The 19,766-nt window shown below is 70.5% G+C and carries 18 protein-coding genes; 5 read left to right on the plus strand and 13 right to left on the minus strand.

What is annotated here, in order from left to right; all coding sequences use genetic code 11:
* Positions 1-46 precede the first annotated feature (46 nt).
* The 5 genes from BMZ18_RS09225 to BMZ18_RS09245 all read right to left on the minus strand — a co-directional run bounded on the left by BMZ18_RS09225 (position 47) and on the right by BMZ18_RS09245 (position 4,933).
* Positions 47-1,147: an inositol-3-phosphate synthase gene (locus tag BMZ18_RS09225; protein ID WP_068104492.1), complete on the minus strand. Its 1,101-nt coding sequence runs from the start codon at positions 1,145-1,147 to the stop codon at positions 47-49.
* Positions 1,140-1,787: a PadR family transcriptional regulator gene (locus BMZ18_RS09230; RefSeq protein WP_074922108.1), complete on the minus strand. Its 648-nt coding sequence runs from the start codon at positions 1,785-1,787 to the stop codon at positions 1,140-1,142. The genes BMZ18_RS09225 and BMZ18_RS09230 overlap by 8 nt, the downstream gene beginning before the upstream one ends.
* Positions 1,788-2,027: 240 nt before the next feature.
* On the minus strand, positions 2,028-2,849 hold the full coding sequence (locus BMZ18_RS09235; RefSeq protein ID WP_074922110.1) for a DUF1707 SHOCT-like domain-containing protein: 822 nt from the start codon (positions 2,847-2,849) through the stop codon (positions 2,028-2,030).
* Between the two features lie 13 nt (positions 2,850-2,862).
* Positions 2,863-3,672 carry a DUF1707 SHOCT-like domain-containing protein gene (locus BMZ18_RS09240; RefSeq protein WP_083400191.1) on the minus strand — a complete coding sequence of 270 codons (810 nt, stop codon included), beginning with the start codon at positions 3,670-3,672 and terminating at the stop codon, positions 2,863-2,865.
* A 28-nt stretch (positions 3,673-3,700) separates the two neighbouring features.
* The gene (locus BMZ18_RS09245; protein ID WP_244516471.1) at positions 3,701-4,933 is read right to left on the minus strand and encodes a M23 family metallopeptidase; all 1,233 of its coding nucleotides are present in this window, start codon (positions 4,931-4,933) and stop codon (positions 3,701-3,703) included.
* Between the two features lie 180 nt (positions 4,934-5,113).
* Here BMZ18_RS09245 and BMZ18_RS09250 point away from each other — a divergent pair, with 180 nt between their 5' ends.
* The 3 genes from BMZ18_RS09250 to BMZ18_RS09260 all read left to right on the plus strand — a co-directional run bounded on the left by BMZ18_RS09250 (position 5,114) and on the right by BMZ18_RS09260 (position 10,168).
* Positions 5,114-5,533 (plus strand): DUF5318 domain-containing protein, encoded by a 420-nt coding sequence (locus BMZ18_RS09250; RefSeq protein WP_068104497.1) that lies wholly within the window; start codon positions 5,114-5,116, stop codon positions 5,531-5,533.
* 289 nt (positions 5,534-5,822) lie between these two features.
* Positions 5,823-8,537 (plus strand): transglycosylase domain-containing protein, encoded by a 2,715-nt coding sequence (locus tag BMZ18_RS09255; protein ID WP_371828496.1) that lies wholly within the window; start codon positions 5,823-5,825, stop codon positions 8,535-8,537.
* A gap of 146 nt (positions 8,538-8,683) precedes the next feature.
* The gene (locus BMZ18_RS09260) at positions 8,684-10,168 is read left to right on the plus strand and encodes a glycosyltransferase family 87 protein (RefSeq protein WP_083400194.1); all 1,485 of its coding nucleotides are present in this window, start codon (positions 8,684-8,686) and stop codon (positions 10,166-10,168) included.
* Here BMZ18_RS09260 and BMZ18_RS09265 read toward each other — a convergent pair.
* The 7 genes from BMZ18_RS09265 to BMZ18_RS09295 form a co-directional block, all read right to left on the minus strand.
* Positions 10,131-10,580, minus strand: coding sequence for a universal stress protein (locus BMZ18_RS09265; protein ID WP_068104499.1), 450 nt, complete (start codon positions 10,578-10,580; stop codon positions 10,131-10,133). The genes BMZ18_RS09260 and BMZ18_RS09265 overlap by 38 nt on opposite strands.
* A 90-nt stretch (positions 10,581-10,670) precedes the next feature.
* Positions 10,671-11,900: a TerD family protein gene (locus BMZ18_RS09270; protein WP_170851476.1), complete on the minus strand. Its 1,230-nt coding sequence runs from the start codon at positions 11,898-11,900 to the stop codon at positions 10,671-10,673.
* 36 nt (positions 11,901-11,936) lie between these two features.
* On the minus strand, positions 11,937-12,770 hold the full coding sequence (locus tag BMZ18_RS09275; RefSeq protein WP_068363498.1) for an HAD family hydrolase: 834 nt from the start codon (positions 12,768-12,770) through the stop codon (positions 11,937-11,939).
* Positions 12,767-13,876: a cysteine protease StiP family protein gene (locus tag BMZ18_RS09280; RefSeq protein WP_068363495.1), complete on the minus strand. Its 1,110-nt coding sequence runs from the start codon at positions 13,874-13,876 to the stop codon at positions 12,767-12,769. The genes BMZ18_RS09275 and BMZ18_RS09280 overlap by 4 nt, the downstream gene beginning before the upstream one ends.
* Positions 13,873-15,126: a phosphoribosyltransferase family protein gene (locus BMZ18_RS09285; protein ID WP_068363493.1), complete on the minus strand. Its 1,254-nt coding sequence runs from the start codon at positions 15,124-15,126 to the stop codon at positions 13,873-13,875. Before BMZ18_RS09285 ends, BMZ18_RS09280 begins: the two co-directional genes overlap by 4 nt.
* Positions 15,123-16,289, minus strand: a complete 1,167-nt coding sequence (locus tag BMZ18_RS09290; protein ID WP_068363492.1) for an HpcH/HpaI aldolase/citrate lyase family protein — start codon at positions 16,287-16,289, stop codon at positions 15,123-15,125. The genes BMZ18_RS09285 and BMZ18_RS09290 overlap by 4 nt, the downstream gene beginning before the upstream one ends.
* Before the next feature lie 30 nt (positions 16,290-16,319).
* The gene (locus BMZ18_RS09295; RefSeq protein WP_244516472.1) at positions 16,320-17,519 is read right to left on the minus strand and encodes a hypothetical protein; all 1,200 of its coding nucleotides are present in this window, start codon (positions 17,517-17,519) and stop codon (positions 16,320-16,322) included.
* Positions 17,520-17,654: 135 nt separating this feature from the next.
* On the opposite strand from BMZ18_RS09295, the gene BMZ18_RS09300 reads away from it, so the two are divergent.
* Positions 17,655-18,230, plus strand: a complete 576-nt coding sequence (locus tag BMZ18_RS09300) for a TerD family protein (RefSeq protein ID WP_068104506.1) — start codon at positions 17,655-17,657, stop codon at positions 18,228-18,230.
* A 152-nt stretch (positions 18,231-18,382) separates the two neighbouring features.
* Positions 18,383-19,489, plus strand: a complete 1,107-nt coding sequence (locus BMZ18_RS09305) for a DUF475 domain-containing protein (protein WP_068104508.1) — start codon at positions 18,383-18,385, stop codon at positions 19,487-19,489.
* A gap of 1 nt (position 19,490) precedes the next feature.
* On the opposite strand, the gene BMZ18_RS09310 is transcribed toward BMZ18_RS09305, so the two are convergent.
* Positions 19,491-19,742: a LuxR C-terminal-related transcriptional regulator gene (locus tag BMZ18_RS09310; protein WP_240926728.1), complete on the minus strand. Its 252-nt coding sequence runs from the start codon at positions 19,740-19,742 to the stop codon at positions 19,491-19,493.
* Positions 19,743-19,766 lie beyond the last annotated feature (24 nt).

Below are 19,766 nucleotides of genomic sequence, written 5' to 3' on the forward strand. Positions count from 1 at the left end.
GGTCGTGGACCGGGGGCCTGTGGATGAATCCGTGGAGCCGGGAACGTCAGTCGTCGGCACCGATGATGAACGCCTCGAGCTGCGCCCGAGCGGTGTCGTCGGCCATCTGCTCCGGCGGGCTCTTCATCAGGTACGCCGAGGCCGGCAGGATCGGGCCGCCGAGGCCGCGGTCCTTGGCGATCTTCGCCGCACGCACGGCGTCGATGATGATGCCGGCGGAGTTGGGCGAGTCCCACACCTCGAGCTTGTACTCGAGGTTCAGCGGCACGTCACCGAAGGCGCGTCCCTCGAGGCGGACGTAGGCCCACTTGCGGTCGTCGAGCCACTCGACGTGGTCCGACGGGCCGATGTGCACGTTCCGGTCCGAGATCTTGTCGGCCAGCGAACCGGTGAGGTTCGAGGTGACGGCCTGGGTCTTCGAGACCTTCTTGGACTCCAGACGCTCGCGCTCGAGCATGTTCTTGAAGTCCATGTTGCCGCCGACGTTCAGCTGGTACGTGCGATCGAGAGCGACGCCGCGATCCTCGAACAGCTTCGCCATCACGCGGTGGGTGATGGTGGCGCCGACCTGGCTCTTGATGTCGTCGCCGACGATCGGGACACCGGCGTCGGCGAACTTCTTCGCCCAGACCGGGTCGGAGGCGATGAAGACGGGGAGCGCGTTGACGAAGGCGACGCCCGCGTCGATGGCGGCCTGCGCGTAGAACTTGTCGGCCTCGTCCGAGCCGACGGGGAGGTAGGAGACGAGCACGTCGACCTGTGCGTCACGCAGCGCCTGCGCCACGTCGACCGGCTCGGCGTCGGAGAGCTCGATGGTCTCGGAGTAGTACTTGCCGATGCCGTCCAGGGTCGGTCCGCGCTGAACCGAGACGTCCGTCGGCGGCACGTCGGCGATCTTGATGGTGTTGTTCTCGCTGGCGAAGATGGCCTCGGAGAGGTCGAAACCGACCTTTTTCGCGTCCACGTCGAACGCGGCGACGAACTCGACGTCGCGGACGTGGTAGCGGCCGAACTTCACGTGCATGAGGCCGGGAACGGTGGCGTTCTCGTCGGCGTCCTTGTAGTACTGCACGCCCTGAACGAGGGACGACGCGCAGTTGCCCACGCCCACAATGGCCACGCGCACCGCAGTGCTGTTGTCACTCATGGTCGGGATCTCCTTTGCTTTCGTGTCGGCGGGTCGAGGTGTCGGTGGGGGCCGCATCTCGGTGCCCGGGTACCGCGACCGGGGGGTCGGTCGCGGGTGCGGACGGCGGACCCTCCGAGCTGATCGCCAGTGCCTCGGCAGCGATCAGTTCGTTGAGCCACCGCACTTCGCGCTCACTCGACTCGAGGCCGAGTTGATGCAATCCGCGCGTGTATCTGTCCACCGGCCCGGTTGCTCGGCCGATGGCGTCGCGAAGCCCTTCCCGGCGCTCCTCGACCTGACGTCGCCGACCTTCGAGAATTCGCATCCGCGCCTCGGCGGGGGTGCGTCCGAAGAAGGCCAGGTGAACGCCGAATCCATCATCGGTGTAGTTCTGCGGACCGGTGTCGGCGACGAGTTCGGCGAACCGTTCTCGGCCGGCGGGAGTGAGCTCGTAGACCCGGCGCGCCCGGCGGACGGTGCCGCCCGACGCCTGGTTCTCCACGATCAGTCCGTCCGCCTGCATGCGCCGCAGGGTCGGATAGAGCGAGCCGTAGGAGAACGCCCGGAACGCACCGAGCAGGCCGGTGAGTCGTTTCCGGAGCTCGTACCCGTGCATCGGAGAGTCGAGGAGCAGCCCGAGAACAGCCAGTTCCAGCACGGCCCGTCCCCCTTCCCGTCCGATGGTTCGTCCACCTCCGCAGTGATGACTCGTCGATCATAGCTCTCGTATGTATCGGGCCGATACATACGGGTACGCGTAACTCACCGAGACAGGAACAAGTACCCCGTCTCGCCGGAACCCAATCAGCGGTTCGAGCGTGCCTGGCTGCACAGAAGTCGGCCCGATCGACGGGATCCCGTCGATCGGGCCGAGTCGTGGACGCTCACGCCCGCTCGATCAGTCCGGCAGCACCGCCACCACGGCCCCCGCCGGGTCCACCACCACGGTGCCGACGCCGTCCCCCCGCGCATCGACCACGTCGAGACGGATCTCCGGGGTGCCGAAGTTCCGCAGATTCACGGTGTCGACCACGCCGTCCGGTCGGCCGAGGGAGGTGGGTGCCCCGGCGAGGTGGCCGGCCAATGCGTCGACGTTCAGCGTGGTCCAGTCGAGGGTGCGTTCGCTGTCGGAGGGCTCCGAGGTCGAGTCCGACGGGTCGAACCCGCCCATGACGTTGACCTGCTGCTGCCGTCCGTTCTCCACCGGACGCGTGACGGAGGCGCGTCCGTCGCCGAGGTCGACGTACATCGAGTAGATCTCCGGGGACCCGAAGCGCTCAATCCAGCGGGCGCGGAAGTCGGCGAGCCCCGCGGCGGTGTCGAACACGAACGGCTGCGCGACGATCGGCGAGACGTCGGGCGGTAGGTCGGGGGCCGGTGCCACGGCGACGGGTGCGCTGGTCGGGGCGGGATCCTCGTCGCGCCCGAGCAGCCACCCGCCGAGCGCGACCACCGCGACGACGGCGACGACGAGAGGCCACCGGCGACGCGGTCCGCGCGTCCGCCGGGGCGTCTCGGGCTCGGGCAGCGGAACGTCCGACTGCAGGTCGGAGACCAGGGCGTGCAGGTCACCCACCGTCCGCGCGGACCGTGCCGACGCGCTGCGCGCCCGGTGCTCGTCGAACGTCAGCTGACCGTCGGCGTACGCACGGTCGAGCGCGGTGGCCGTCACCGCCCGGTCGACGTCGCGCGCCCGCAGGTCCGATCGCGGCGTGGTCATCGCTCGGCCTCCCTCACTCGTCCGGATCGAACCGGTCGACGTACACGAACGCGCCGTCCGGGCCGGCCGTGAAGTAGCCGTCCTCGTTGTCGTCGTTGCTCGCATGGAGCATCACGCGCGGGCCGGAGTCGTCGGCGCCGAGGGAGAAGTACATCGAGTCGATGCGGTCGAGATTCAGCGACTCCGACGCGCCGGCTATCAGCCCGCCGAGCACCTCCGGCCGGAACACGGCCAGGTCGACGGCGACGGTGTCCGACGATCGGTCGCCGGCGAAGCCGTCCCGCCATTCCCCGTCGCGGTAGGTGTACGAGACGTCCTTGCGCGGCGCGTCGGGATCCTGGACGTCGACGACGACGTAGTCCGGATAGAACAGCACCGAGTCGACCGTCGTGCTCCCGGTGCGCGACGGAACGGCGGCGAGCACGTCGGCGATGGCCTGCGGGGCGAGGTAGCCGGCCGACCCGTAGACCGACGTCGGATCGTCGCTGCGAACGTAGGCCCGGATGCCGGCCGCGATCCCGACGATCGTCAGGATCACCACCAGGACGGCGCCGTCCACGACGACGAGGACGCCGCGTCCCGACACGGCGCCGGGCGGCAGGGCTCGGGGCAGCACGACCGGCGCGAGCCGCGAGTCGCCCTGCAGATCGTCGACGAGGTCGTGGAGGTCCCCCAGGGTCCGGGCGTCGGTGGCCAGCCCGATGCGCAGGGCATGTTCCTCGGCATCGAGTTGCCCGTCGTCGCGCGCCCGGTCGAGTTCGGCGCAGGCGTCCACGCGGTCCTGGTCGCGGGCCCTCGTACCCGCAGGTCGGCCGATCGCCACGCGGAGATACTACGACCGAGCGGCGGTCTCAGTCGAAGGTCGTGACGTCGAGATACAGCGGGAGTTCGCCGGTCCGCCGCCCGGTCTCGGTGGTGGACGTGGGCACGGGTCCACCGGTGCGCTCGAGTTCCTCGATGCTGTCGTCGCCGACCACCTGCCCGGTGAGGTCGAACGCGCTGAACACGAACGGCAACCCGTTGGACGCGAGCGGATCGGGCCCGTCCATGACATGGAAGTGCAGGTGCGCTGCCGACGAGTTGCCCGAGTTGCCGAGCTTCGCGATCGACTGTCCCCGGGTGAGCGAATCCCCCGGCTGCACCGTGATCGATCCCGGCTGCAGGTGTGCGTACAGCGCGTAGTTGCCGTTGCCGAGGTCCTGCACCACGTGGTTGCCCGCGTACTCGGTGACCTTCAGGCCGCTGGGGTTGCTGCCGGGCGTCTGTTCGGGCAGGTCGTCGACCACCGCGACCACCGGCCCGTCCCCAGCGGCGAGGATGTCGGCGCCGAAGTAGGGATAGGTCTCGTTCCGTGTCGGATCTCCGACGTAGAGCTTGCCGTCGGCGTCGAGTTGCACGTAGTCGATCGCGAAGCGTTCGGCGGCCCAGAACTGCCCGGCAAGCGGACTGACGGCCCCGCGGTGCGCCGAGACCACGCAGCACCCGTTGCCGTCGAGCCACCCCGGACCGCGCACCGGCGGGGCGACCTCGATCGGGGTGCGCGTCGAGACGGCGACGGGCGCGACGGTCTCGGTGATCGTCTCGGGAAGCAGCGGGTCGGACGGCGTCTCCGGAATCACGGTCAGGACGTGCTCGAGCGACGACGGCGCCGTCGCACCCTCGTCCAGCGCGACGTCCAGCCAGAGTCGGCCGGCCTGGCCGGGACCGAAGGTGGCCGTCGGCTCGGGTTGCCCGAACACCCGCATCCACTGGGGAAGCGCCTCGGCGTCCAGGGTCAGCAGTTCCTCGCCGTCGGCGCGCACGACGGCCTCGCGCACCGTCATGTTCTGCGAGGTGGCGTTGGTCAGTTCCACCTCGTAGACGAGATGGGTTCGGCCGTCGGTGGCCGGGACGGGGACCGGCTCGTGAAGAACGGTCCCGACGATCGGCGTGATGGTCACCTCCGCGGCGGACGCCGCGGCCGAGGCGGTGGCCGACGACGCGGACGCGGTGGTGCTCGATGCGGTGGTGCTCGATGCGGTGGAGTTCTCGGACGGAGTGACGGACGACTCGGTCCCACAGGCGACGAGGAGAATCCCCGCCACGGCGACATACCCTGCCGCCAGAGGGTGACGACCCCCGGTGAACATGGCGAACAGTGTGCGCCACCAGCGGCGAACCCGGGTCGGAACGATCGGTCCGATCGTCGATTCATCCGGTCGACGGACGCGGACCCGGGGTCCGTCACGGACCGGCGGCGACGGGGCGCACGTACTCTGGACGTCGTGCGATTCGAACGGCAGGTGGTGGACTACGCGTTGCAGCGCAAGTCGCTGCTCGCCGAGGTGTACTCGGGTCGCACCGCCGTCGCCCAGGTCTGTGATGCGGATCCCTACCTGTTGCGTGCGGCCAAGTTCCACGGGCGCCCCTCCACGGTGGCCTGCCCGATCTGCCGCAAGGAACAGCTCACCCTCGTGTCCTGGGTGTTCGGGGAGAAGTTGGGCCAGATGAACGGCTCCGCGCGATCCGCCGAGGACCTGGGCCGACTGGCCGCCACGCAGGAGGAATTCTCCGTGCACGTGGTCGAGGTCTGCCGTACGTGCAGTTGGAACCATCTCGTCCAGTCGTATGTACTGGGCAGTGCACCGGCCCCCACCCGCCCTCGCACCCGTAGTACCGGCCGTCGCCGCACGGCCAGCGAGTGACCGGGAGAGGTGATCGGCGGTACCGTCCGCCGAGAACCGACGGGCGGGCACCCCAGCCGGGACCCGCTCGCGCTCAGCGGACAACCGACGCCGACGTCCTCGTCGTGCGTCCCGACAGTGGAGTACGTCAGTGACCACCCCCTACGACGGGTCCCGCGACGACGGGGCCGGCGCGGGTAACGACCGTCCTCGCAGCGACGGCCCGGGCTACGACGACCGCTACCGCGACGACCGCGACGACTACCGGCCGCGTCACCAGCTGCCCGACGACCAGCCGCCGCGTTCCCCGATGCCGCCCCGGCGGGGCGACGGCCCGGGGCAGTACCGCGGGTCGTACGGCCCCCCGCCGCAGGGGCGCCCGCCGCAGGGTCCGCCTCAGGGCCCGCCGCCGCAGTACCGGGCGCCGCGTCCGGCGTACGGGACCGGGGAGACACCACCGAGGTACGACGACGGCTACCGCGCGCGCCCGGCCGGCCCGCCGCCGGGGCCACGTCGGTACGACGACACCGGATACATCGCCGGCGCCGGTGCGGTGGGGGGCGCCGGTGCGGCGGGAGCCGCGTACTCGCAGGCCCGCCCGCCTCGCGACGACGCCCCGACGTCCGGTTACGGACGCGGCGAGTACGACCGTGACGACAGGGCCCCGTCCGGCCGTGACGACAGGGCCCCGTCCGGCCGTGACGACAGGGCCGCGTCCGGCCGTGACGAGGACAGTGCACGGTTCGGTGGAGGACCCACCGAACCGCCATCAGGAGGTAGGACCACGAAGACCGCGAAGAAGTCCCCCTGGCGCACCGTGCGACGCACGGCCTACGCCCTGGTCGCGCTCGGACTGATCGTGCCGATCCTTGCGTTCATGGTGGCGTACGTGATCGAGGACGTCCCACGTCCCGGTGACATCAAGACCAACCAGGTGGCCACGATCCTGGCGTCCGACGGGACGTCCGTCCTCGGCACCGTGGTGCCGCCGGAGGGCAACCGCACCGACGTCGAGATCGGCCAGATTCCCGAGCACGTCCGCAACGCGGTGCTGTCCGCGGAGGACCGGGACTTCTACTCCAACCCGGGCTTCTCGGTGTCCGGCTTCGCGCGCGCCGCGCGAGACAACGTCCTGGGCCGCGACAGCGCCGGCGGCGGCTCCACCATCACCCAGCAGTACGTGAAGAACGCGCTGGTCGGGTCGGAGCGCACGCTCACCCGCAAGATGCGGGAGCTGGTCATCTCCTCGAAGATGGCCCGGCAGTGGACCAAGGACGACATCCTCGCCGCCTACCTCAACACCATCTACTTCGGTCGTGGCGCGTACGGCATCGCCGCCGCGTCCAAGGCGTACTTCGACAAGCCCGTCGAGGCGCTGAGCGTCGAGGAGGGCGCGGTGCTGGCCGCGATCATCCAGCAGCCCTCGGGTCTCGATCCGGAGAACAATCCGGTCGGTGCCCAGAGCCGATGGAACTACGTGCTCGACGGCATGGTGACCATGGGTGCGCTCGACCAGGGCGCACGGTCGGCCATGCAGTACCCCGCCACCCGGCCGCTGGCGTCCGTCAACAGCGGCGACGCCACCGACGCGGGCCCCAACGGGTTGATCAAGACGCAGGTGTTGCGCGAGCTGTCGTCGTCGGGCATCAGCGAGCAGGACCTGAACACGGCCGGGCTGCAGATCACCACCACGATCGACCCGCAGGACCAGCAGGCCGCGATCGACGCCGTGAACCGCAACATGGAGGGCGAGCCGTCGGAGTTGCGGACGGCGTCGGTGTCCATCGATCCGCGCACGGGTGCGGTGAAGTCCTACTACGGCGGGGCCGACGGCCGCGGCTTCGACTTCGCGCAGTCCGGTCTGCAGACCGGCTCGTCGTTCAAGGTGTTCGGTCTCGCCGCAGCGCTCGACCAGGGCATCCCGCTGTCGCAGACGTACGACAGCTCCCCGCTCACCGTCAACGGCATCTCCATCGGCAACGTCGAGGGCGAGTCCTGCGGTACGTGCACCATCGCCGAAGCGCTCAAGCGGTCGTTGAACACGAGCTTCTATCGCCTGCAGCTGGGTCTCGACGGCGGCCCGCAGGCCGTCGCCGACATGGCACACCGGCTCGGTATCCCGGAAGAGGTCGAGGGCATCGGACCGACGCTCACCGAGCCGAACGGCGCCGGCCCCAACAACGGCATCATCCTGGGCCAGTACCAGTCGCGCGTGATCGACATGGCCAGCGCGTACGCGACCCTGGCCGCCTCGGGCACCTACCACGCACCGCACTTCGTGCAGCGCGTCGTCACCGCCGACGGCACCGTCCTGCTCGACCGCGGCACCGAGCCCGGCGAGCAGCGGGTCGACCCGAACGTCGCGGACAACGTGACCGCCGCCATGCGGCCCATCGCCGGTTACTCCAACGGCCACAACCTCGCCGGCGGGCGGCCGTCGGCCGCCAAGACGGGCACCGCGCAGCTCGGCGACACCGGGGAGAACAAGGACGCGTGGATGGTCGGATACACCCCGTCGCTCGCGACCGCGGTCTGGGTGGGCACCGAGCAGGGCCTGCCGCTCCGCAACGTCTACGGCGGGCCGATCTACGGATCCGGTCTGCCCTCGGATATCTGGAAGGACACCCTCGACGGGTCGCTCGAGGGCACCGAGGTCGAGTCGTTCCCCGCCCCGGGAGCGATCGCCGGGCAGGCCGGTGTGCCGCAGTACTCCGCGCCGGCCCCGACGCGGGCGCCGGTGGCCACCACGTTCGAAGCGCCGTCCGCACCGCCCACGACGGAGGCTCCGCCCCCGCAGGTCGTCGTCCCCTCCCAGGTCGAGATCCTGCCGGGTATCACCATTCCGGTACCCGGACTCGCACCGGCGGCCACGACCACCGCGCCGGGTGCGGAACCGGGTGCCGGTGCCGGTGGAGGCACCGGAGCGGGTGAGGACACAGGCGGTGGTGCCGGTGCCGGTGCGGGTGCCGAAGGTGGCGCCGGTGCCGGTGCGGGCCAACCGCCGGCCGCGTCGCCCGGCGGCTAGGGGTGCCGGGCAGGCCGGAGGCCGGTCGTGGGGTGGCTGGGTCGGCCGGTCCGGAGGTCGAGCAGGCGTTGCTCGCGAGTGCGGGCACGTTGGCGAAGGACCGCCGCTCGGCCCGCTGGCGTGACCTGCCGAGCCGGACGGACCCGATGGTGGCGGAGTTGTCGTCGGTGGTCGGCGGCCCGGTCGGTCGGCACGCGATGGTCGGACGTCAGCGTCGGATCACGCCGCTGCGCGTGATTTTCGCGTTCACGGTGGTGTTCCTGGCGCTCGGGTGGTTCGGCAAGGCCGCGTGTATCCAGCAGTCACCGGGCGGTCCGGACGGTCAGCTCGGCCTGGACTGGAGCGGCAGTCGGCAATACACCGCGATGTGTTACTCGGACATCGTTCCGCTGTACGGCGCGGAGCGGCTGAACGAGGGGGCGCTGCCCTACAAGAAGTCGTGGGAGGAGACGGGTCCGTACGGGACCACGATCACCCGCTACATGGAGTATCCGGTCGTCGCCGGGATGTACCAGTACGTGTCGATGCAGGTGGCGCACGCGTGGGCCGCAGTGCCGTGGCTGCCGCAGGCGCTCACGGTCGCTCTCTACTTCAACGTGGTGGCGTTCGGTGCGGCGCTGGCGTGGATCGTCACGATCTGGGCGACGACGATGCTGGCGGGTCGACGCGTGTGGGATGCCGCGCTGGCCGCCGCCTCACCGCTGGTGGTCGTTCACGTCTTCACCAATTTCGATGCTCTCGCCACGGCGTTCGCGTCGGGCGGTCTGCTGGCGTGGGCGCGTCGTCGACCGGTCCTGGCCGGGGTGTTGCTGGGATTGGGCGGGGCGACCAAGCTGTACCCGCTGTTCCTGCTCGGCCCCCTGCTGGTGCTCTGTGTGCGCACCGGGACGCTCGCCTTCTGGGCGCGTGCCACGGCGGCGGCCGCGGCCACGTGGTTCGCGGTGAATCTGCCGATCGCACTGCTGTTTCCGCGCGGGTGGGCCGAGTTCTTCCGCCTGAACTCCGATCGCGGTGCAGATCCGGATTCGATCTACAACGTGATCTCGTCGTTCACCGGGTGGTCGGGATTCGACGGTCCGCTCGGTCCGGGTGAGAAGCCGGTGATCCTCAATGCCGTGACGGCCCTGCTGTTCCTGGCGGTGTGCCTCGCGGTGGCCTACGTGGGGATGACCGCGCCGCGACGTCCGCGGGTGGCGTCGTTGTGCTTCCTCGTGGTCGCCGGGTTCCTGCTCACCAACAAGGTGTGGAGTCCGCAGTACTCGCTGTGGCTGGTGCCGCTGGCCGTGCTCGCACTGCCCCATCGCCGAATCCTGTTGACGTGGATGACGATCGACGCTCTGGTGTGGGTGCCGCGCATGATGTACTACCTCGGGGTGAGCAACAAGGGTCTGCCCGAGCAGTACTTCACCGCGACGGTCCTGCTGCGGGATCTCGCCGTGATCGGTCTGTGCGCGATGATCGTGTGGCAGATCTACCGTCCCGCCGAGGATCTGGTGCGCCGCAGCGGTGACGACGACCCCGCCGGCGGGGTGCTCGACGAAGCGCCGGACGCCTACCCGGATCGAGTTCCTGCGTGGCTGCGGCCGCGCGCCGTCACGGCACCACCGTCACGGGCCACCGCCCCAGTTTGACCAGCCGCACGGCCACCGACCCGAAGATGCGATGGCCGGCGCGTTCGCTGGTGCCCACCACGATGGCGTCGGCCCGCAGTTCGTCGGCCACGGCGGCCAGCCCGGTGGCGGGGTCGCCCCGGAACGTGCGGAACTCCCACGAGACGTGTTCCTGCTCGCCGAAGCGCAGCACGTGCTCCTTGATCTCGCCGAGCAGGTCGTCCGCGGCCTGGGTGCCCGAGTCGTACAGCACCCCGGACGCCTGGGCGAACGCTCCCGCACCGAGCGTCTGGACGTAGACCAGCACCAGTTTCGAGCGCTGTCGGCGGGCGGATCCCGCAGCGTATGCCGCTGCGCGCCAGGACGAGTCGGAGCCGTCCAGACCGACCACGATCAGCTTCGGCCCGTCCACGCCGTACTCGAACCCCGTCACGGGTCCACCCTACGACTGCAGCGCGAACGGGCGGCACCCCGATTGCGGGGCGGCGCCCCCGATCGGGGGAGCCCGATCGGAACCGAGGAGCTACTGGAGGTAGGGCGCCAGTTGCGGCAGTGCCTCCCCGGCGTGCTTCGCCTGGATCCCGTCGCCGATGGCCTGCAGCTTCCACGTCCCGTCGGCCCGATAGACCTTGGCCATGACCAGGCCCGTGTACGGCATGCCGCCCTGCAGGGTGAAGCGCGCCAGCTCGGACCCGACGGGGGCGTCGACGAGGCGGGTGAAGGCGTTGGCCACCTGCTCGAACGTCTGCCCGCGGTAGGACGTCACGATGAAGACGATGGACGTCACCTGGGCGGGGACGCGGGTCAGGTCGACGGTGATGACCTCGTCGTCGCCCTCGCCGTCGCCGGTCAGGTTGTCGCCCGCGTGCACGATGGAGCCGTCCTTCGACCGCAGCTGCCCGAAGTAGACGACGTCGGCATGGCGGGTTCCGGCGAACATCAACGCGGAGGCGTCGAGGTCGATGTTGGCGGTGCGACCACCGAAGAATCCGCCCGACTTCTTCACCGGGTCCCACCCGAGGCCCATGCGGATCGTGGTGAGGGCGACGCCGCCGTCCTTCTTCAGAGTCACCTTCTGGCCCTTGGACAGACTGACCGGGCGAGCCTTGGTCAGGCTGACCTCGGGTGGGGTGGTGGGAGTAGGCGCAGGTGGGGAGGTGGGACTAGGCGCGGGCGGGGGTGTCGGCGCGGGCGGGGGCGTCGGCGCCGGCGGGGCCGCGGGGGCGGGCGGCGGGGTGGGCGCAGCCGGCGGGGTCGGTGTAGGCGCGTCGTCCACGCTGACTCCGTGGTCGCGCACCAGGGCCGCGAAACCGCCGGCGTAGCCCTGGCCGACGGCGCGGACCTTCCATCCGTCGCCGCGACGGTAGAGCTCGAGGGCGATGACGATGGATTCGGATGACAGTCCGTCGATGCGGTAGGCGAAGAGTTGCACCCCGGATCCGTCGAGGACGACGGCGGTGGGGGCGTCGAACCGGCCGAAGGTGGCCGTGGCGTCGTCGAGGGTGACGACGACGCGAATCTGCGCCACGTCGGCGGGAACGTCGGTGGTGGTGACGACGACCTGCTGGCCGTCGAGTTGGACGCCCGGTCCGGTGGGTTGGTTGAAGAAGACGAAATCGGCGTCGCTGCGCACTTTTCCGGCGTCGGTGACGAGCAGCGCGGAGACGTCGGACGGTGCGGACAGCTGCACTCCGACGCGCACGACGGGCGTGGTCAGCGGTGCGTTCTGGCCCTTGGTCAGCGGTGTGGACACGGTGCTCCTACCTCGTGACGGTGGTGGTGTCCCAGCCTACGTGGCGGCGGCCGTCGGAATCCGGTGCGCGAACCACTGCAGGATTTCCTCGGCGGCGCTTCCGCCCGACGCGGCGGTGACGCTCAGGCCGGGGCATTCCCACCCGAGCGCGTGGAGCTCGCCGTGCCGCGGCCGCACGGCTGCATCCGCGGCGCGAAGCATCTCCGCGTCGAGTGCGCCGTCACCCGCGGCGAGGATCGGGGCGGTGTCGGGCAGGGTGCCGTCGGCGATGAGGCGTGTCCGCACCTCGGCGACGGCCCGCGACTTGCACACTGCGTCGGGCATCGCGTAGATCTTCCGGCCCTGTTGCGAGACGTTCCAGCCGCGCTCGGCGCACCAGTGCCCCCAGTCCGACACGAACGACGACGGGAGGGTGGCGAGGTCCACCACCAGGTAGCAGAACAGGTCGTCCGCGGTGCGCCGCTTGAGGATCCACTCGGGGGTGCCGAGTCGGTCCAGTTCGGCACCGATGTCGGCCAGGGAGGCCGCCGAGTCCCGGACCGCCCGATCGACGCCGGCACGCCAGGCGCGGTCGGGCTCGCCGTTCGCGAGAATCGCGCCGCCGTTGCTGGTCACGGCGTAGCGCCACGGTGCCCCCGGCAGGTCGATCCGCCGGAACTGTTCGACGGTGCGCGTCGTGGTCGGGAGGACGACGGCCATCCCGGTCAGCTCCCGGAGAAGATCGGCGGCGCGAACGGTCATGTACGACAAAGGTTGTCCGTCGAGGTGCTCCACGCAGACCGTCGGAGAGTCGGGGTCCGAGCCCTCTGCCAGCGCGCCCGCGCTGTAGATCAGGGTGCGGTCCAGATCGGTGGCGACGAGGGCGTTCACGCCACCTCCTTGATCAGGCCCACGCAGGAGTAGGCGAGGTCGGGCACCACGTCCACCGGGACACCGCGAGCGTCGGCGAGCAGACGGATGTGCCGGTGTTCGGGGGCGTCGGCGTCGCGGACGAGCACCCGCCACGGCACCCGGCGGAGCAGCACCCGGGTGGTCTCGCCGACGCCGGGTTTGACGAAGTTGACGCTCGCGATTCCGTAGCGTTCCCGCACCTGCTCGACCGAGTGCCACCCGGACCACGTCGGTGTCCGGTCGCCGGCCCTCACCTCCCGCACGCCATCCTCGACGGCATCCCGAACCTCGTCGAAGCAGTCGGAGACCGTGTCCAGCAACAGATTCGAGACGTCGACGTCGGCCAGCTCGGCGTAGAACTTGGCGCCATGAAACTCACCGGGGCCGATCAGCGCGTCGTTCAACACGGTGCGGGAGACCAGGCCCGACACCGTGGAGTTGAGGCACGCGGACGCGATGAGGAAGTCGTCACGGGTTCCGTACGTCGTGACGCAGTGGCCGGGGTCCGCCAGGACGGCGAGACGGTCGTCGAAGCGGGCCCCACCCGCGGCGGCGTGCGCGTCCAGGGCGGCGGTGAGTTCGCGGGCGATGGCGCCCTTCCCCGTCCACCCGTCGACGAACACGACCGACGACGGGTCGTGATGTCGGCTCAGGTACTCCAGTGCAGCGCTGTCGATTCCGCGGCCACGGACGATCGAGACCGTGTAGTGCGGCCAGGTCTCACGGTGCACGTGGCGGGCCCAGCGGCGGATGAGGATGCCGATCGGGGTTCCGGCGCGCGCCAGGGAGGCCAGGACCGGGTGCGGGCCACGTTCGGCGCGGATCAGCTCGGTGACGATACCGACGGCCGTCGCCAGGCGGGGTGCGGTGTCGGCGAGGACCGCGTCGAAGAGAGCGCGGTACTGCTCGTCGGGTTGATACTCCACGGGGAGCGACTCGGCGTAATGGGCTGCGCCGGACTGGATCCTGCGTTCGCGCTCGGCGGTGGGCGCCTCGAGGTCGACTCGGGACAGGTCCTGCAGCAGCCAGGACACCTCGTCGGGCGCGTAGGAGGAGAAGGCCGGCCCGTGCAGCGGCGTGGTCATCGGCGCCGCTCCGCGGTGAGGTGCGCCGGGTCGGCCGGAACGACGGCGATCACCACGTCGATGCCCGACGACGTCAGCGCGTCGACGACGCCGTCCGGCGCGGTGAGGTGGTCGGTGTCGGCGGGCGGGTCGATCACGAGGACGACCGTCGCGTTCTTCCCCTGCACCGTGGCGTTGTACAGGTAGCGACGCCCGTCCCCACCTTCCGGGGGTCGGAACGACCAACCCCGACGCAGGGGGTAGCCCGGTGCGTCCAGCACGAAGGCCGGTGAGCGCGACGTGGTCTGGAACACCGCCGGAACGCCGATGCGCGCCAGCGAATCCGCCAGCCGCAACGGCAGATACATGAGTTCCTCGTGTCCGACCACGACGACGGGGCCATCCCCCACCACCGCGCGCAGCGCGCCGGCCGCCTTCTCGACCGCCCGGTCGAAGGCCGGTCGGTCGCTCGCGCGGAAACCGTGGCGCCCGCCGTCGGGCACGCCGTCCGGCCAGGGCAGATCGACTCTCGTCGCGCTCCCCCGCCGACCGGCGGGTACGGGGTCCGGCGTCGGCGGAAGGGCGGCAACCGCGTCGATCAGCCCGTCGGGCGTGGTGACCCGACCCGTCGCCAGGGCGACGGAGTCGATCCGCACCCCCAGTTCCTCGGCCGCAGCGACCATACGGGCGCGGTCCTCGTCCGAGCGCATGTCGACGAGCGACGCCACCACGTACCGGGTGCGCGGCGCGAGTGCCTGCAGCGCACGGATGGCGTCGAGTGCGGTGGCCCCGGTCGAGATCTCGTCGTCGACGAGGACCAGCGGCAGCCCGGGTGGAAGATCGACGGCGGGGTCGGAGGGCACCAGTGCGTGGTCGGTCGCGTGCGAGTGGCCCTCCTCGAATCCGCCCACCACCGGAAAGCCGGGGACGGACCGGCGAGTGGAGTGCAGGTAGCCGGACGCGTCGAGCGCCGTCGCGACGCAGTGGCCCAGACCCGTTGCCGTCTCGGCGAATCCGAAGACCGCGACGGGCCCCGGTGAGTCGGCGAGGGCGGCGGCGCACAGGTCCCCGAGCCGGGCGCCGGCGTCGATCACCCGCGCCGGATCGCACGGGATGTGCTTGCCCAGCACCGTCGACACCAGCAGGTGAGCCCGCTTGGGGTTGCGGCGCAGGCCCGGTTGGACCAGCTCGTCGACACGCAGTCCGATCGGAGAGTCGACGTGGTCGACACGCAGGCCGAGTTCGGCGGTGGCCCGGGGCTCGTCGGTCATCGCTCCCCCTCCGGTGCGGCGAGGGCGCGCATCACGTCGACGAACGATACGCCGTCGGCGGTGACCCCGAAGACATGCGCGCGGCGCAGCGTGCGCTCGGCCCAGGTGCGGTGCGGCCCCGACTCGTTCATCTTGTTGCGATAGTCCGATGCTCGGACCCCGCCGCCTGCCGCGGCGGCGACGTCCCGGGCGTCGCGGTACTCCTCACGGGTGACCACCGACAGGGCGTGCACCGCGGCGACGTGCGTCGGGTGGATCACAGTCTTGCCGTACAGGCCGTTCGCGCGGTCCAGGGCGACCTCCCGGAGCAGGCCGTCGATGTCCCGACTCACCAGGTGCGTCCGGAACCGCACGGCGTCGTGCTCGGCGAAGGGCGTCTGGCGCAGCAACGGCCGGAACAGCCGTTCGTGGTCGGCGAAGTACTCCCAGACCGGGCCGGTGACCACGAAACCCGTTCCGTCCGTGCGCCCGAGGTGGTTGACGATGGCGGCGATGGTGTCCGCGACCACCCGCACGTCGTAGATGGTGAGGTCGCGGTCGCGGCGGATGCCGAACAGCCCGCTCATGTCGGTGGCGCCGATGCGCACGGCGAGGACCCGGTCCCGGTGCCGGCTCAGTACCTCGCGCAGGGCGGAGAGTTCCTCGTCGCGGGTCTCCCGGTGGACCACCTCCGGAGTCTCCACGACCGGCATGACCCCGAAGGGCACACCGAGTTCCTCGGCCCGGTCGGAGACGGCGGTGAGGAACGCGTCGCCGACGGTCGGGCGGACCTTGGGCAGAACGAATCCGGCGGGCGCCGCTGCGGCAGTGCCGATTCCGTCGCAGACCCGGTGCATGTCGTCGACGGTGCGCACGCGGACGAACACGGCGGCCTCGGGCGGATCGTCCGCCAGGTCGCGCAGCGCCCGCACGACCTGGAGGCGGGCGCCGTCGAGATCCTGGTCGGCGACGGCGTCCTCGAGGTCGAGCACCATCGAGCGGACACCGGCCGCCGCACGGCGCCGGACGGTCGCGGCGAGGTCGTCCCGCGTCGCGGGGACGTAGAGCGTGGCGCCCAGCGCCAGCGCGCGGTCGACGATGTCGCCGGTCGCGGGCACGTCGCTCGGCGGACGGTGGAACAGCCGCGCCCGGACGTCGTCGTCCAGGTGGGAGAAATGCTGCACTCGTGGGCCTTTCGGGTCGGTGCCGGGTGGTCAGCCGCGCCGGCCGCGCACGCGGTCGATCACACCCGCGACGAAGGCGTCGATGGCGTCCAGTTCACGCAGGTACGCCCAGTAGTCGGGCCTGCCCACGGTGAGCCGTTCACCGGCGCGCTCCAGGCGGGCGAGTTGAGCATCCAGGACCGACCCCCACTCGGCAACCCGTCCACGATCGACCACCAGCAGTTGCGCGTCGCGCAACCGGAACCGCACGCCCTGCTCGACCCGGTCGGGATGGTCACGCACCTCGCGAAGTCGGGCGAGCCGATCCGTGACGGCGTCGACGTCCTCCTCCCCGTCCGCGAGGTGCTGTCGGGCGGCGGCGATGCGGTCCAGTGCGCCTTCCGGATCGCCGCGCCGGGCCGCGACGGTCGCGTCCTCGATGTCCGCGGCCGCGGCGCGCATGTGCTGCTCGCAGCGCTCGCGGGCGCCCGTGAGGTCCGCCGATCCTGCGGCGACGAACTCGCGCAGGAGGGCCGAGTACGCCGGCGCGATGTTCTCCGCGCGCGTGCCGACGGCCTGAAGACGCGTGCGCACCGAGGCCAGCGCCTTGGTGGCGGCGTCGGCACGGCCGGGTGCGTCCGCGAGTGCGGTGCGCAGGGCGTCGGTGGCGTCGCGGGTGCGTGCCGCCGCCGCGACGACGTCGGGACCCAGCCCGGTCGCCTCGGCGCGGGCCAGCGCGTCGAGCGCGGAGTCGACGTTCCGCAGAGCCGTTCGGACGGAACGGAAGTCGTGGTAGGGCTGTGTCCCGTCGACGCGGCCGGCCACCTCTCGGGCGGCGCGCCGCGCGTCGGCGGCCAGCCGCGGGACGGCTGCGTACTCGGCGACGGCCTGCTCGATGCGACCGCGGTACGCCTCGTAGAACCGATCGACGGCGGCGCTGGCTGCACCGAGCTCGGCGATCGCCGACGCGAACGCGGACCAGGCTTCTTCCGAGACGTCGGACTCGGGCCGTTCCGTCGCGGCGAGGTAGGTGGCGCCGGCCGCGAAGCACTGTTCCTCGACTCGACGCCACTGCTCGTGCAGCGAGTCGTCGGCACGGCCGAGCTTCCGGAGCGCGTCGACGCCGCCGGCCGCGATGCTCTGCCGGGTGTCCATGTCCAGGAAGGTGCGCACGGTGTCGCCGCGAATGTCCGCGACCGCCTCCGCGCGGGCGGTCGAACGGCTGAGCCGCCCGGGCCACCGGTGAGTCACGCTCACGATCCTACGGCCGGGTGTCGGGAACGCGTGTGCGTCGTCGGTCGTTGACGGTATGAACGTGCAGAAGGTTCCACCGAGCAGAATCCGATCCAGCGAGCACGACCGAACGCATCGACGAGAGGAAGCATCATGGGCGTCAGCCTGAGCAAGGGCGGCAACGTCTCCCTGACCAAAGCGGCACCGAACCTGACCGCGGTGTCGGTGGGTCTCGGGTGGGACGTGCGGACCACCACGGGCACCGACTTCGACCTCGACGCCAGCGCCATCGCGCTCGGCACCGACAAGAAGGTCGTCAGTGACCAGCACTTCGTCTTCTTCAACAACCTGAAGAGCCCCGACGGCTCCATCGAGCACGTGGGGGACAACACCACCGGCGAGGGTGAGGGCGACGACGAGGTGATCAACGTGGATCTGTCCGCGGTGCCCCCGAACATCGACACCATCACCTTCCCGGTCTCGATCTACGACGCCGACGCCCGCTCGCAGTCCTTCGGCCAGGTGCGCAACGCCTTCATTCGGGTCGTCGACAAGTCGAACGGCACCGAGCTCGCTCGGTACGACCTCAGTGAGGACGCCTCGACGGAGACCGCCATGGTGTTCGGCGAGCTGTACCGCAACAACAGCGAGTGGAAGTTCCGCGCGGTCGGCCAGGGGTACGCGTCCGGTCTCGCCGGTATCGCCCGTGACTTCGGCGTGAACGTCTAGGTCGCCCTGCACCGGGAGTAGAGTCCAGCCACGAACGGAGCGAACGCCCCGTTCGTCACTCTCGATCTGCCCGCCATCCGACACGGGTGGCGGGCAGTATTCGTCATCGGCTCGGCTCACAGGTGCCGACGCCGCCAGGAAGGCCAGGTCCGGTGCTCAGAATCTTCGGGTGGTCGTTCGCGATCACGGCGGTCTCGATCGTCGTCGCGTTCGTCTACGGCAGTTGGGAAGCCGTCGCCCTCGTGGTGATCCTCGGCATCCTCGAGGTGTCGCTGTCCTTCGACAACGCGGTCATCAACGCCACCGTGCTGCGGCGGATGAGCGATTTCTGGCAGAAGATCTTCCTCACCATCGGCATCGTCATCGCCGTCTTCGGCATGCGCCTGGTGTTCCCGCTGGTCATCGTCTGGGCCGCGTCCGGGTTGGGCCCGGTCGATGCCCTCCGACTCGCGCTGAATCCGCCCGCCGACGACGCCGCGTACTTCCCGGACGGCAGCCCGTCGTACGAAACGTTGATCACCGACGCGCACCCACAGATCGCGGCGTTCGGCGGCATGTTCCTCATGATGCTGTTCCTCGGGTTCATCTTCGAGGAGCGCGAGCACACCTGGCTCTCCTGGATCGAGAAGCCACTGGCCAAGGCGGGCAAGCTGGACATGCTGCCCGTCGTCGTCGCCGGTGTCTCCCTGGTTCTCGCGGCGGAGTTCCTCGCCGAGGACGAGAAGATCTCCACCGTCATGGTCTCCGGCGTCCTGGGCATGGTCACCTACATCACGGTCAACGGCCTGGGAAATCTCTTCCACGTCCCCGGTGAGGACGAGGAGGAGTCCTCGGGCCCGTCCGATCTGGCCAAGGCGACCGGCAAGGCCGGCTTCTTCCTCTTCCTCTACCTCGAGGTGCTCGACGCGTCGTTCAGCTTCGACGGCGTCATCGGCGCGTTCGCCATCACGGCGGACCCGATCATCATCGCTCTGGGCCTGGGCTTCATCGGCGCGATGTTCGTCCGCTCGCTCACGGTCTTCCTGGTGCGCAAGGGCACGCTCGACGACTACGTGTACCTCGAGCACGGTGCGCACTGGGCCATCGGCGCGCTGGCCGCGATCCTGCTGGTGTCCATCGGCGTCCACATCAACGAGATCGTCACCGGCCTCGTCGGCGTCGTCCTGATCGGCCTGTCGTTCTTCTCCAGCGTGCGACGGAACCGTCGGCTCGCGGCCGAGGGCCACGCCGAGGACGCCAAGGTGGACGTCGCCGGCTGACTCACCAGCTCTCGACGGAGGTGAGGCCGTCCTGGATCGCACGCGCGAACAGGGCGGCCTTCGTCTGTGCCGGGCGACCCACCGCCTCGTACTTCGCCCGAACCCGCGTGATGTGGGTGTGGACGGTGCACGGGGCGATGTAGAGAGCTTTCGCGGTGTCGGTCTTCGAGTCGGCCGCGAACCACGCGAGAAGGACTTCGATCTCCCGGTCGCTGAGGGACGGAATCGCGGCGGGACCGGCGGGCTCGTGCATGTCCTCGATGCTCGCTCCGAGCCG

It is taken from the genome of Rhodococcoides kroppenstedtii (assembly GCF_900111805.1).
In the GTDB taxonomy this organism is placed as follows: domain Bacteria; phylum Actinomycetota; class Actinomycetes; order Mycobacteriales; family Mycobacteriaceae; genus Rhodococcoides; species Rhodococcoides kroppenstedtii.

Coding starts and splice junctions, on each gene's coding strand:
- BMZ18_RS09235 (WP_074922110.1), bottom strand. CDS start 2,849: ATGACCACGCCGCGATCGGACCTGCGGGCGCGCGACGTCGACCGGGCG.
- BMZ18_RS09255 (WP_371828496.1), top strand. CDS start 5,823: ATGCCGCCCCGGCGGGGCGACGGCCCGGGGCAGTACCGCGGGTCGTAC.
- BMZ18_RS09280 (WP_068363495.1), bottom strand. CDS start 13,876: ATGACCACGCCGCTGCACGGGCCGGCCTTCTCCTCCTACGCGCCCGAC.
- BMZ18_RS09260 (WP_083400194.1), top strand. CDS start 8,684: ATGGTGGCGGAGTTGTCGTCGGTGGTCGGCGGCCCGGTCGGTCGGCAC.
- BMZ18_RS09225 (WP_068104492.1), bottom strand. CDS start 1,147: ATGAGTGACAACAGCACTGCGGTGCGCGTGGCCATTGTGGGCGTGGGC.
- BMZ18_RS09310 (WP_240926728.1), bottom strand. CDS start 19,742: ATGCACGAGCCCGCCGGTCCCGCCGCGATTCCGTCCCTCAGCGACCGG.
- BMZ18_RS09300 (WP_068104506.1), top strand. CDS start 17,655: ATGGGCGTCAGCCTGAGCAAGGGCGGCAACGTCTCCCTGACCAAAGCG.
- BMZ18_RS09285 (WP_068363493.1), bottom strand. CDS start 15,126: ATGACCGACGAGCCCCGGGCCACCGCCGAACTCGGCCTGCGTGTCGAC.